The organism is Janthinobacterium sp. FT14W (assembly GCF_009208755.1).
Lineage (GTDB): Bacteria > Pseudomonadota > Gammaproteobacteria > Burkholderiales > Burkholderiaceae_D > Janthinobacterium > Janthinobacterium violaceinigrum.
Window position 1 is genome coordinate 1 of record NZ_WFLL01000054.1, and the last position, 12,378, is coordinate 12,378.

Here is a 12,378-nt window from a genome sequence, read left to right on the forward strand (position 1 = left end):
GGTGGCCGCAGCGCCCCCCGCACCGGCGGCAGGCGTGCCCGTCATCGAGCATCCCGGCGCCGCGCACGGCGGCTCGCTCACGGACCCGGCCCCGCCGGCCGTGGTGGCGGGCGTGCCCCTGCTGGCCTTCGATCTGCTGCATCCCGCCAGCAACCCGGCGCTGCCATCGAGCCTGGGCGATGGACGCAGCGGCGGCGGACCCGCGCCGCGCGGCAGCAGCATCATCGAGCCGTATACGCCCAGCGCCATCCTGCCCATGATGCCGCCCACGGGCGCGGGCGTGCTGCCGGCCGTGCCGGAACCGCAAACCTGGGCCATGCTGCTGGCCGGACTGGCGCTGCTGGCCGGTGCCTCGCTGCACCGCCGGGCAGCGGCATGAACGGCGACGGCGCTATTGGCCGTCGTCCGCCTCGGCCGACAGCCCCGCGTCAGCCTTACCCAGCAGCAAGGCGGCCGCCTCGCCCGGCAAGGCTTCCACGGATTTCAATTTGCGCGCCATCTGCCGGCTGCGCACTTCCGCGTTCTCGATATTCTTCGCCGCCTTTTCCAGGGTCAGCCGGGTTTGCGACAGCACGTCGCCGAACTTGCCGAATTCCGTCTTGACGGCGCCCAGCACCTGCCACACTTCGGACGAACGCTTTTCCAGCGCCAGGGTGCGGAAACCCATCTGCAGACTGTTGAGCAGGGCCGTCAACGTGGATGGCCCGGCGATGCTGACCCGGTGCACGCGCTGCAATTCGTCGGCCAGGCCCGGGCGGCGCAGCACTTCCGCATACAGGCCTTCCGTGGGCAGGAAGAGGATGGCGAAATCCGTCGTCTGCGGCGGCGCCAGGTATTTGTCCGCGATGGTCTTCGCTTCGCCCCGCACGGCCCGTTCCAGCTCGCGCCCGGCCAGGGCCACGCCCTCCGCATCGGCGCGCTCGGCCGACTCCACCAGGCGTTCGTACTGTTCCTTGGGAAACTTCGCATCGATGGGCATCCACACGGGCGGCCCACCGTCGGCAAGGCCCGGCAGCTTCAAGGCGAATTCCACGCGCGCGCCGCTGCCCGGCACGGTTTCCACGTTCTTTGCGTACTGGTCGACAGTGAGTACCTGCTCCAGCAGCATTTCCAGCTGCACTTCGCCCCACGTGCCCCGCGTCTTGACGTTGGTGAGCACCCGCTTCAGGTCGCCCACGCCCAGCGCCAGCTGCTGCATCTCGCCCAGGCCCTGGTGGACTTTTTCCAGCCGCTCCGACACTTGCTGGAACGAGGCAGTCAGGCGCGTCTCCAGGGTGGCGTGCAGCTTTTCATCGACCGTCTTGCGCATTTCTTCCAGGCGCGCGCCATTGTCGGCCTGCAAGTCGCGGATCTTGTTTTCCAGGGTGGCGCGCACTTCCAGCATGCGCTGCGCATTCGATTCCGTCAGCTGCGCCAGGGTCTGGTTGGTGCTGTCGGCAAAGCGCGCCAGGCTCTGCGCCTGTTCCTCGCGCCCGACTTTGCCCTGCGCCTGCATCTGCGTGCGCAGGCTGTCGAGCTGCTGCAGGGTCGCCGCCTGGAATTGCGCCAGGCTGGTGGCCAGGTCCTGCCGCGTGGCCTGCGCCGACGCCTGCAGCTGCAGCCGCACTTCGCGTTCGACCCGGTCGATGCGTTCCAGGCTTTGCTGCTGGTGCTGCTGCACCAGCGCCAGGGTGGTGGCGCCATCGCCGGCCGCGCCGCGGGGGCGCAGCAAGATCAGGATCAACAAGGCGATGGCGACGATGGCGGCGCCCAGCAGGCTGTAAAACTCAATGGGGCTCATGGAATCAATCCGGTTTGTTGCGCATCCAGTCGGCCGTCTGATAGAACGATTCCATCAGGCGCACGCGCAGCGATTCTTCGATGCCCGCATCTTCCATGGCCCAGGCCATGGCGCGCAGCCACTGGTCGCGCTCGCTGGTGCCTATGGCGTAGGGCAGGTGGCGCGCGCGCAGGCGCGGGTGGCCGAATTTCTCGATATACAAATCCGGTCCGCCCATCCAGCCCGTGAGGAAGAAATACAGCTTGTCGCGCGAACCGTCCGTCGAGGGCGGATGCATGCCGCGGATGCCGGCGAACTCCGGTTCCAGTTCCATCAAGTCATAAAAACGGTCGACCATGTCGCGCAGCACGGGGGCGCCGCCGATGGTCTCGTACAGGGTGGGGGCAGTGGTATCAGTCATGCCCGCCATGATAGCGCAAGCGCCGGCGCCCCACGCGGCGCCCGCTGCCTCTGCCGCAATAAATGGCAATATACTTGACCACTCAAGCTTTTATCAACTACTATGCAATTTTTAAGCACGGACAAAGAGCATGCCGACCACCGCCCCACCCCACTTGATGCGCAATACCAACTTCCGCTGGCTGCTGGGCGGCGGCCTCGTGTCCATGCTGGGCGACCAGTTCAGCATGCTGGCCCTGCCCTGGCTGGTGCTGAGCCTGACGGGCGATAGCCTCAGCCTGGGCATCGCCGTCGCCCTGATGGGCGCCCCGCGCGCCGTGCTCATCTTGCTGGGCGGCACGGTTGCCGACCGCTACTCGCCCCGGCGCGTGCTGCTGGCGAGCAAATTGGCCAATGCCGCCATCCTGCTGGCCCTGGCCGGGCTGCTGATGCTGGGCCAGGCCAGCCTGGCGCTGGCGTATGCAGCCGCGCTGGCGCTGGGCATCGCTTCCGCCTTCGCCATCCCTGCCGGCACGGCCATCCTGCCGCAAGCCGTGCCGCCGCAAGCGCTGCAGACGGCCAACAGCCTGCAGATGGGCGCGCGCCAGCTGTCCTTGCTGGCCGGCCCCCTGCTGGCGGCGCTCGTGCTGGGCGCCCACGCTGGCGCCCAGCGCACCGGCATGGCGGCGCTGGCCGCCGCCTTTGCCATCGATGCGCTGACGTTTGCGTTCTCCGCCTGGACCTTGCGGCAAGTCAGGCTGCGGCCCCTGGCGGCGGCCGCCGCCCCGCAAGCCATGTGGCGCGACATGGCCGCGGGCCTGGCGATGGTGTGGCGCGACCTGCCCTTGCGCAGCTGCTATATCTACTGGGCCGTGGTGGCGTTCTTCGTCATGGGACCGCTGCAAGTGGCCTTGCCCGTGCTGGCCAGCGAACGCCTGCACGGCGCTGCTGCCCTGGGTTTATTGATGGGCGCGCATGGCGCGGGCACCCTGGCCGGCATGCTGGCGTCCGGCCTGGGCGGCGCCTGGCTGCGCCGCCATTTCGGCGCCACCCTGCTGCTCGTCGATGCCGTCGTGGGCGTGCTGCTGATGGCGCTGGGCCAGATCGCTACCGCCTGGCAGGGCGCGGCCTTGCTGGCCGTCACGGGCCTGCTGGGCGGCTATGTGCAGGTGGCCATCTTTACGTGGATACAGCGGCGCGTGGCGCCCGCCATGCTGGGCCGGGCGATGGCCTTGTTCATGGCCATCTTCCTGGGCCTGGCGCCCCTGTCGGCAGCGGCCACGGGCGCGCTGCTGCGCCGCCTGAGCGTGGGCGAACTGTTCTGCGCCGGCGGCGCCATGCTGCTGGCCGCCGCCGTGGCCGCCGTCCTGTGGACGGACATCCCCCGCATCGCGGGCAGCACTTCCGTAGCATCACCTTGAGAAAGTTCCCCATGGATAAAACACGACAAGCGGCCCTGAAAGCGGCCTACCGGCAACAAGCGCCAGCGCTGGGCATCATCGCGCTGCGCCACTTGCCCAGCGGACGCACCCTGCTTGAACGCAGCCGCAACGCGCCCGGCGCGCTGAACCGCCACCGCTTCGAACTCGCGCTGGGCAAGCACCGCAACGCCCGCCTGCAGGCGGACTGGCGGCGCGATGGAGAAGGGGCCTTCCGCTTCGAGCTGCTCGATGCCGTCACCGTGCCCGACGATCCCGCCTTCGATGCGGACGCCGAACTCGACGCCCTGCTGGCGCTGCACCAGGAGCAGTTGCTGGAGCAAGGACAGACTCGGTATTAAGCGCCTATCCCGGCAGATGAATACATCCGCTGCCGCCCCTCAGAAGCGGGGACTGCGTTGATCGCCGTCGCGTGGCTCGCCACGCGTCCTCCTCACGCCCTGTCCGCGCTCCTGATGCGCTGCCAGCAGAAGACGCTCCCTGCTGGAATAGACTCTCAGCGGCCATGCGTTACACTTGCGCACTCAAGCACTACGCAGTCAACCCAAAGAAAACCATGACCGATTCCACTCCCCCGCCGCCGGACGGCGCCAGCGCGCTGGACTTCTGCCTGCGCCTGGCGCGCGCCCAGGCCGTGCTGGTGCGCCGCTTCGACAGCATCCTGGGCAATTTGCACGGCCTGAGCTTCAGCGATTATCAATTGCTGTACCAGTTGCAGCGTGCGCCCGGCGGCCGCCTGCGCCGCATCGACCTGGCCGAACGCCTGGCGCTGACGGCGTCCGGCATCACGCGCTCGCTGATGCCGCTGGAAAAAATCGGCCTGGTGGCGCGCCAGGCCGATGCGCGCGATGCCCGCGTCGGCTACGCCGTCATCACGGCCGCAGGACAGGCGCTGCTGGTCCACGCGGATGCGACGGCGCAGGCGCTGGGCCAGGAATTGCTGGGCAATGCCAGCGCGGAACAGCTGGCGCCCCTGGCCATGCTGCTGGGCGCCATCGCCGGCAAGCAGCCCGCCAACGGCTGATATTCTCCCTCACACGAGGGCCAGCTTGCGCAAGCGCCGCGTCGACGGCCAGCGCGCCATGCCCGTTTCATCGCGGATGGCGGCGCAGGCGGCCAGCACGCGCGCGCACTCGTCCTCGCGCAAGCCCGCGTTCAGGGTCAGGCGCACCAGCGAGCGGTTTTTCGGCGTGGCCGGCGCGCAGAAGACGGCGCCGTAGATGCCGTGCCGCTGCAGCGCCTTGCGCAGGATCAAGGTATCGGGTTCGCCGCCCGCTTCCAGCGCGATGATCTGCTCCGTGCCGTCGCTGACGTTGTAGCCGAGATCCATCAGCCCCTGGCGCAGCTGCACGCTGTGGCGGCGCAGCGCGGCGCGGCGGGCATCGGCCGCGCGGATGAAGCCGAGCGCCGCGTCGAACCACGCCAGCTCGTGTTCCAGCAGGCAGGAGCTGAAGATGGCGGGCCGCGAGGCGGACAAGAAATAACCCTTGAAACGGGCCGAACAGGTGATCAGCCCGGCCCGGCCCGCAAACGCCTTGGCCAGCGACGCCGTGCGGAAATGCACGCGCCCGGCCAAGCCCTGCTCCACCACCAGGCCCGCGCCCTGCGGACCGTGCGTGCCCAGCGAGTGCGATTCGTCGACGATCAGCATGCTGCCGCTGCGCTCGGCGATTTCCACCATCTCCAGCAGCGGCGCCACGCTGCCATTCGTGCTGTACAGCGCGTCGACGACGATGATGCCGGGGCCATGCTTGTCGAGCTGGCGCTGCAGATGGGCGCCATCGTTGTGCAGGAATGCCACGGGCGCGGCTTGCGCCGACTGCACGCCCTCCCACAGCGAGGCATGCGCCAGCATGTCCAGGTACACGGGAACGCCGGGGCCGGCCAGGCTCTGCAGCAAGCCCACGTTGGCGGCCCAGCCCGATTGCGCCAGCACGCACGCCTCGCTGCCGAGAAAATCCGCCAGCGTGTGCTCGAGGCGGTGCTGGCGGCTGCCTTCCTGCAGGAACACGGACGACATCAGCATGGCGCCGCCGCCCTGCAAGACGCGGGCCTGGGCCGCCAACATCGCCGGCTCGCCCGCGATGTTCAGATAATCATTACCTGCCAGCATGACCGCATCGGCCGGCATCGCTTGCCATTCGTGCAGGTGTTCGCCGCCAAGCAGCTTGTCGATGCGTTCGACGTAATGTTCATCCATGCGCGCGCGCACGAAGGCAGGCAGTTGTTGTTCGGCGTGGACAACGCCGGATGTCAGGGGGGAAAGGGCGTGTGGCATAGGAACTCCTGATTGGTTGCGGGGGAACTACCGCGTCCAACATGCGCGAGCCATTCGGCAAGAGATTGATACAGCTCAACAGTTATGCCGATACTGTGCTGACCGCGAGGGAACCCGCCGATCATGTTGTATTGACACGCCTCAACGAACACATCCCCCGACCATGATGCACGTGCAGTCCTCCCCCGGAACCCGCTGGCAAGGCAGGCTGCTCCAGCCTTTCCTGCATTTCCACGACGCCATCGAACACACGCCCGTGCGGCGCGCCCAAGTGCGCGCGCTGGCCGTCATCGGCGCGCTGGGCATGCCCCTGTACTACGCGCTGTGGACATACCTCTTTCCGCAAGAATATGAATCGCTGCTGTTGCGCACCGTGGCGGCCTTGCTGTTCCTGCCCGCGCTATGGCCGGGCCGCTTCAGCAATACCTGGTTCAGCCTTTACCTGTTCCTGGGGCTGACCTTCGAACTGCCGTTTTTCTTCACGTATATGTTCCTCATGAACCACGCCTCGGCCATGTGGACGCATTCGCTGCTGGTGGCGCTGATCGTGCTGTTCCACTTCGATGCGCGCATCGCCATGCTCGCCTACCTGAGCGGCACCCTGCTGGCCTGCCTGGCGTTTGCCGTGGCCGGCGATCCGGCCTTCCTGCTCAGCCACGAAGTCTTGCAGCAGCTGCCCGTGCACTGGTTCACGATTGCCGTGCTGTCCGTGGTGAAGGTGGGGCGCCATGTGGGCGCGCAGGAAAAACTGGCCGGGCTGGCGGCCGGACTGGGCAGCGTAGCGCACGAGTTGCGCACGCCCCTGGTCAGCGTCGAGGCGAACGTGCGCGGCCTGCAGCGGGGGCTGCAGCAAGACATGCAGCGCGACGGGGAAGGCCCGCCGCCGGACACGGCCAGCGTGGAAGCGCTGGCGCGCATCCAGTTCGAAGTGCGCCATATGCACCACATGATCGATTTGTTCCTGCTCAGCGCCAGCGCCGTCAACCGCAAGCTCGAAGCCAATGAAGCGGTGGCCATGCACGACAGCGTGGCGGCCGTGCTGCGCCGCTATCCGTTTACCAGCACGGCGCAGCGCGACATCGTCCAGGTCGACGTGCGCGCCGATTTCCAGTTTCCGGGCCAGTCCGAACTGTGCGTGGTGATCCTGCTGAACCTGCTGCGCAATGCCTTGAAAAGCATCCAGCGCGCGGGCAAGGGGCGCGTGCGCATCATCATCGATGGCGCGCATCCCGTGCCGCGCCTGCTGTTCATCGACACGGGATGCGGCATCGCGGCCAGCCGCCTGCCGCTGATCTTCGACCGCTTCTATTCGTATCCCGCGCACAATGGCAGCGGCATCGGCCTGGCCCTGTGCCGGCAAATCATGCAAGCCTGGCATGCGCGCATCCGCTGCGTCGCGCGCGAAGGCGCTTACGCCATCTTCGTGCTGGAATTTCCCCAGCCCGTGCCCACGCACCACCGTTTTCCATCCATTCAACGCGCGAGGTGACGCATGCAACTGCCCGTCTACACCCATCCGACCCTGACCGTATTGATCGACGACAGCGATTCCTTCCTGAAAAGCCTGGCGTTCCAGCTCGATCCGGGCCTGGCGCGCAAGACCTTCCACGACACCAGCAGCGCGCTGCACTGGCTGCGCCACAGCACGCAGCTGGGCGAGACGCCCCTGCACGTCAACTTCGACACGCAAAACCTGCCGCCCGACCAGTGCAACGTGGCACTCGACATCGAACGCATCTGGCGCATCAGCGGCCAGGCGCAGCGCTTTGCCGTGCCGTCCGTGCTGGTCATCGATTATTCGATGCCGCAGATGAATGGCCTGGAATTCTGCCAGGCCGTGCGCGACTTGCCGTGCAAGAAGATTCTATTTACGGGCGCAGCCGATGAAAAGGTGGCCGTGACGGCCTTTAACCGGGGCTTGATCGACCGCTACATCAAGAAGAGCGACGATGATGCGCTCGACAGCCTGGAACAGGAAATCCATGCGCTGCAGCGCGAGTTCTTCCTGCAGCAATCGGAGACCGTGCGCGACTTGCTGATGCTGCACGACTACAGTTTCCTGCAAGACGAAGCGCTGGCTGCCGTCGTGCACGAGCTGTGCCAGCGCCATGGCTTTGTCGAATACTATATCTTTCCCAACCCCAGCGGCATCCTGTTCTTCACGCGCGACGGCCACGCCAAGCTGATGATCATCGAGACGGAACGCAGCCTGCACACGCAGTACGAAATGGCGCGCGACAGCGATGCGCCCGAGTCACTGCTGCTGGCCCTGCTGGAAATGCGCGTGATTCCGTATTTTTCCGACGCCGACAGCGACGGCATGTATGCGGCGCAGATCGGCGAAAACTGGTTCCGCTACTGCGCCGCGCCCACCATCTGCCTGGGCCGCGTGACCTACTTTTGGGCCCTGTTCGACGTGCCGGCGCACCAGCTGGGGCAGCCGGTCATGTCCTACGCGCAATTCCTGCGCGCGGGGGCGGGCGACAGCGTCAGCGCGTAGTCGCTACATCAGCCTTCGCGCAGGGTCTGCAGCGGCGGATGCTTCAAGACATTGCGCAAGCCCAGCCAGCCGCCCGCGATCGCGCACAGGGCGCCGGCCAGCAGGCCGAAGGCCCACACGCCGGGGGCGAAGCTCCAGGCGAACTTGAACTGGTAGGTGGCCAGGGCCCAGCCCATGGCGGCCGCGCCCGTGGCCGCCAGCAAGCCGGCCAGCGCGCCCACGAGCGAAAACTCGATCAGCTGCGCCTGTGCCAGCTGGCGCCGCGTGGCGCCCAGCGCGCGCAGCAGGCCCGCTTCGCGCGTGCGCTCGTCCTGCGAACCCATCAGGGCCGCATACAGCACCAGCAAGCCCGACGCCAAGGTGAAGGCAAACAGGAATTCCACGGCCGTCACCACCTGGTCCAGCACGCCCTGGATCTGTTTCAGCACGCCGCCCACGTCCACCACCGTCAGGTTCGGATAGTCGCGCAGCAGGGCGTTGCCCAGGTCCGCCTGCGCGGGCGGCAGGTGGAAGGCCGTGATCCACGTCTGCGGCGTGTCCGCCATGGCGGCAGGATTGATGATGACAAAGAAATTGACGCGCATCGAACCCCACTCCAGCTTGCGCAAACTGGTAATCGCCGCCTCCACAGGCTGGCCCGCGATATCGAAGCGCAGCTTGTCGCCCAGCTTCAATTTCAAGGTCTTGGCGATGCCCTCCTCCACCGACGCTTCGGCAGGTGCGCCCGCTGCATTGCTGAACCACTTGCCGGCGACGAGCCTGTTTTCTTCCTGCATGGCGGCCATCGTCGACAGGTTGAATTCGCGGTCGGCCAGGCCCTTGGCGCGGTCATCCTCGTAAGTGCTTTCCGTGATGACGTTGCCGTTCACGGCCACCAGGCGCCCCCGTATCATCGGATACAAAGGCGCGTTGGCCACGCCGGCCTGGGCCAGGCGCGCGGCAATCGGGTCTTTCTGCTCGGGCAGGATATTGATCATGAAGCGGTTCGGCGCATCGGGCGGCGTGGCGTTGCGCCAGGCCACCATCAAGTCGCCCCGCACCACCGTCAGCAGCAGCAAGGCCATCAGGCCCAGGGCCAGGGACACCACCTGGATGACGGTGGCGCCCGGACGCCGCTGCAAGGACGTGACGGCAAAGCGCCAGCCCTGGTGGTTGAAGGCGCCGCGCAGGGTTTTCAGCGAGCGGATGCCCAGCCAGCCGGCCAGGCCGAACAGGGCAAAGCCGCCCAGGAAACCGGCCGCCGTCAGCAAGGCCAGCTTCACGTCGCCCGCCTGCCACAGGAGCAGCACGACGAAGGCGGCAATGCCCAGGCCGTAGGTGGCCAGGGCCAGCGCCTGCGGCGGCTCCTGTTCGCGGCGGATCACCCTGTTATGGGGAACATTGCGCAACTGCAAAATCGGCGGCAGGGCAAAGCCCAGCAGCAAGAGCATGCCGGTGGCCACGCCCTGCAGCGCGGGCAGCATGGAGACGGGCGGCAAGTCGCTCTGCACCAGCTTGCCAAGCAGTTCCAGCAGCACCAGGTGGCCGCCGAAGCCCACGGCCACGCCCACCACGCTGCCCGCCAGGCCGACCAAGAGAAACTCGATCACGTACATGGCCGTCACCTGGTTTTGCGTCAGGCCCAGGCAGCGCAGCATGGCGCAGGCGTCCAGGTGGCGCAGCATGAAGCGGCGCGCCGCCATGGCCACGGCGACGGCGGCCAGCATGGCCGACAGCAGGCCGACGAGGGACAGGAAACGGTCGGCGCGGTCCAGGGTCGATTGCATCTGCGGGCTGCCCGATTCCAGCGATTCGATGCGCACGCCCTTGATGGCCTGCGTCTTGATCTGGCTTTCCAGCCAGGCTTGATATTGCGCAAGCTCGGCCGCCTTGGCGGGCGGCGCCGACAGCAACAGCCGGTACGACACGCGCGAACCGTTCTGCACCAGCGCCGTGGCGGCCAGGTCGCTCAAGGGCAGCATCACGCGGGGAGCGAAATTCAGGAACGAGGCGCCGCGGTCCGGCTCGCTGGCAATCAGTTGCGTGACGGTAAATGCCTTGTCGCCCAGGGTCAGGGTGTCGCCCAGCTTTGCCTTCAGGCTGGAGAGGATGGCCGCGTCGACCCACACGGCGCCCGGCGCCGGCACCAGGCTGGTGGGCTGGCCCACGGCATCCTGCGCCTCGCTCGGCTTCGTCGTGATTTTCAGCTTGCCCCGCTGCGGGTAGCCGGGCGAGACGGCCTTGATGGACGCCAGCTGCGACAGCGACTGCTCGCCCTCGCCCGCCTGCGCCATGCTGGGAAACGTCACTGTGTCGGCCAGGAGGAAACCGCGCTTGAGCGCCTCGGCCCGCCATGCCCCATTGACGGGCTGGTCGGCGCTGATGACCAGGTCGGCGCCCAGCAACTGGTGCGCGTCGCGGTTCAGGCCCGCGCGCAGGCGGTCGACGAAAAAGCCCACGGCCGACAGGGCCGCCACGGCCACGATCAGCGCGACGAGCAGGAAACGCAGTTGCCCGGCGCGCCAGTCGCGTCCGGTCATTTTGAGGGAGAGGCGGAGCATGGGCGGCGGGTCTTTATAGAGTTACTGCGCGCTGCCGTGGGCGGCGGCGTGCTGCGCGAAATACGCATCGACGGTAGCGAGGAAGGCGTCTTTCCGCGCCTGCGGCAGGAAGGCGGCAATGAAACCGTTGCGCGCCAGGCGCTGCGCGTGGGACAGGCCCAGCGGCAAGGCATCGAAGATGGCGTCGAAATTGTCGTTCATGTAGCCGCCGAAATACGCGGGATCGTCCGAGTTCACCGTCACCAGCAGGCCCGCGTCGAGCAGTTGCACCAGGTTATGGTCATGCATCTGGTCGAACACGCGCAGCTTGGTGTTCGACAGCGGGCACACGGTCAGCGCCACCTGTTCGCGCGCCAGGCGGGCCGTCAGTTCCGCGTCTTCCAGGCAGCGCACGCCGTGGTCGATGCGTTCCACTTGCAGGTCGTCGAGCGCCGTGCGGATGTAGGCGGGCGGGCCTTCCTCGCCCGCATGGGCCACCAGGTGCAGGCCCAGCTCGCGGCAACGGGCAAACACGCGCGAGAATTTCTCGGGCGGATTGCCCACTTCCGAGGAATCGAGGCCGACGCCGATGAATTTGTCGCGGTGCGGCAAGGCGTCCTCGAGGGTATCGATGGCTTCCGCTTCGCTCAAATGGCGCAGGAAGCACAGGATCAGGGCCGCGCTGACGGGGCTGTCCTGGCAGGCGCGGTAGATGCCGTTGATCACGTCGGCGATGGGCACGCCGCGCGCCGTGTGCGTTTGCGGGTCGAAGAATATCTCCGTGTGCAAGACGTTATCGGCCTCGGCGCGCAGCAGGTAGGCGCGCGTCATGTCGTAGAAATCCTGCTCTTTCAAGAGCACGCTTGCGCCAGCGTAATAAATGTCGAGAAAAGACTGTAAATCCGTAAAAGCATAGGCACTGCGCAAGTGTTCCACCGATTCATAGCCCAGTGGCACGCCATTGCGTTCGGCCAGTGCGAAAATCAGTTCTGGTTCCAGCGAGCCTTCGATATGGATATGCAGCTCGGCCTTCGGCATGCCGCGTACGATCGCGCGCAATTGTGGGTTCATCTTGGGTGTTCCTTATAGGGTGTCGATAACAATGCTGGCAGGCGCGCGGGGCGCGCAGGGCCATCAAACATGCAGGCATCTTAGCGCAAGATGACGCGCCTCACCGGCGCCCGGGCGCCGCGGCGCCGGCTGCAGCAGCGGCATGGCCGGCACCGGCACGTGCTGGCGAATTGTCGTATGATGGTTTAAAAGGCACAAAAAGGTTCATTGAAATCGCTGAAAAATTTGATGTTTTATCCAATTAAATCAACAATTTACAAACAAGTTTTAAGGATATGCCGACATATCTTTTGACTTCCTGATCCTTTAGAGCAATAATAAATTTCATGGGGTAAAAGTAGGTGCAGCAAGCGCTATCAACAGTGAAAAAAAGCCGGCTGGCCACGTCAGCACACGGCATCAAGCGCCAGTTT

11 protein-coding genes are annotated in these 12,378 nt (G+C 66.4%); 6 read left to right on the plus strand and 5 right to left on the minus strand.

The window, feature by feature from the left end; genetic code table 11:
* On the plus strand, positions 1-379 hold a 379-nt coding region (locus GCN74_RS24840; protein ID WP_152259141.1), incomplete at its 5' end, for a PEP-CTERM sorting domain-containing protein.
* 12 nt (positions 380-391) lie between these two features.
* On the opposite strand, the gene rmuC is transcribed toward GCN74_RS24840, so the two are convergent.
* Together rmuC and GCN74_RS24850 are read right to left on the minus strand one after the other, a co-directional pair.
* A complete protein-coding gene (rmuC, locus tag GCN74_RS24845; protein WP_152259142.1) occupies positions 392-1,780 on the minus strand; it encodes a DNA recombination protein RmuC in 1,389 nt (462 codons plus the stop codon).
* Positions 1,781-1,784: 4 nt separating this feature from the next.
* Positions 1,785-2,180, minus strand: a complete 396-nt coding sequence (locus GCN74_RS24850; RefSeq protein ID WP_152259143.1) for a group II truncated hemoglobin — start codon at positions 2,178-2,180, stop codon at positions 1,785-1,787.
* A 130-nt stretch (positions 2,181-2,310) separates the two neighbouring features.
* On the opposite strand from GCN74_RS24850, the gene GCN74_RS24855 reads away from it, so the two are divergent.
* From GCN74_RS24855 to GCN74_RS24865, 3 genes are all read left to right on the plus strand, one after another.
* Positions 2,311-3,579, plus strand: coding sequence for an MFS transporter (locus GCN74_RS24855; RefSeq protein ID WP_152259144.1), 1,269 nt, complete (start codon positions 2,311-2,313; stop codon positions 3,577-3,579).
* Between the two features lie 11 nt (positions 3,580-3,590).
* Entirely contained in the window at positions 3,591-3,938 is a 348-nt protein-coding gene (locus GCN74_RS24860) for a GIY-YIG nuclease family protein (protein ID WP_152259145.1), read from the plus strand.
* Between the two features lie 215 nt (positions 3,939-4,153).
* Positions 4,154-4,621, plus strand: coding sequence for a MarR family winged helix-turn-helix transcriptional regulator (locus GCN74_RS24865; RefSeq protein ID WP_152259146.1), 468 nt, complete (start codon positions 4,154-4,156; stop codon positions 4,619-4,621).
* Positions 4,622-4,630: 9 nt separating this feature from the next.
* Here GCN74_RS24865 and cqsA read toward each other — a convergent pair whose 3' ends face one another.
* A complete protein-coding gene (gene cqsA / locus GCN74_RS24870; RefSeq protein ID WP_152259147.1) occupies positions 4,631-5,875 on the minus strand; it encodes an alpha-hydroxyketone-type quorum-sensing autoinducer synthase in 1,245 nt (414 codons plus the stop codon).
* Between the two features lie 166 nt (positions 5,876-6,041).
* On the opposite strand from cqsA, the gene GCN74_RS24875 reads away from it, so the two are divergent.
* A complete protein-coding gene (locus GCN74_RS24875) occupies positions 6,042-7,364 on the plus strand; it encodes a sensor histidine kinase (RefSeq protein WP_152259160.1) in 1,323 nt (440 codons plus the stop codon).
* A gap of 3 nt (positions 7,365-7,367) precedes the next feature.
* Entirely contained in the window at positions 7,368-8,375 is a 1,008-nt protein-coding gene (locus GCN74_RS24880; protein WP_152259148.1) for a response regulator, read from the plus strand.
* A gap of 8 nt (positions 8,376-8,383) precedes the next feature.
* Here GCN74_RS24880 and GCN74_RS24885 read toward each other — a convergent pair whose 3' ends face one another.
* Both GCN74_RS24885 and GCN74_RS24890 read right to left on the minus strand, forming a co-directional pair.
* On the minus strand, positions 8,384-10,915 hold the full coding sequence (locus GCN74_RS24885; protein WP_152259149.1) for an ABC transporter permease: 2,532 nt from the start codon (positions 10,913-10,915) through the stop codon (positions 8,384-8,386).
* Positions 10,916-10,936: 21 nt separating this feature from the next.
* The gene (locus GCN74_RS24890; protein ID WP_152259150.1) at positions 10,937-11,965 is read right to left on the minus strand and encodes an adenosine deaminase; all 1,029 of its coding nucleotides are present in this window, start codon (positions 11,963-11,965) and stop codon (positions 10,937-10,939) included.
* Between the last annotated feature and the right edge of the window lie 413 nt (positions 11,966-12,378).

What these genes read in the sequence shown, in the direction of transcription:
- rmuC (WP_152259142.1), bottom strand. Translation starts at nt 1,780, where the DNA reads ATGAGCCCCATTGAGTTTTACAGCCTGCTGGGCGCCGCCATCGTCGCC.
- GCN74_RS24850 (WP_152259143.1), bottom strand. Translation starts at nt 2,180, where the DNA reads ATGACTGATACCACTGCCCCCACCCTGTACGAGACCATCGGCGGCGCC.
- GCN74_RS24855 (WP_152259144.1), top strand. Translation starts at nt 2,311, where the DNA reads ATGCCGACCACCGCCCCACCCCACTTGATGCGCAATACCAACTTCCGC.
- GCN74_RS24860 (WP_152259145.1), top strand. Translation starts at nt 3,591, where the DNA reads ATGGATAAAACACGACAAGCGGCCCTGAAAGCGGCCTACCGGCAACAA.
- GCN74_RS24865 (WP_152259146.1), top strand. Translation starts at nt 4,154, where the DNA reads ATGACCGATTCCACTCCCCCGCCGCCGGACGGCGCCAGCGCGCTGGAC.
- cqsA (WP_152259147.1), bottom strand. Translation starts at nt 5,875, where the DNA reads ATGCCACACGCCCTTTCCCCCCTGACATCCGGCGTTGTCCACGCCGAA.
- GCN74_RS24875 (WP_152259160.1), top strand. Translation starts at nt 6,042, where the DNA reads ATGCACGTGCAGTCCTCCCCCGGAACCCGCTGGCAAGGCAGGCTGCTC.
- GCN74_RS24880 (WP_152259148.1), top strand. Translation starts at nt 7,368, where the DNA reads ATGCAACTGCCCGTCTACACCCATCCGACCCTGACCGTATTGATCGAC.
- GCN74_RS24885 (WP_152259149.1), bottom strand. Translation starts at nt 10,915, where the DNA reads ATGCTCCGCCTCTCCCTCAAAATGACCGGACGCGACTGGCGCGCCGGG.
- GCN74_RS24890 (WP_152259150.1), bottom strand. Translation starts at nt 11,965, where the DNA reads ATGAACCCACAATTGCGCGCGATCGTACGCGGCATGCCGAAGGCCGAG.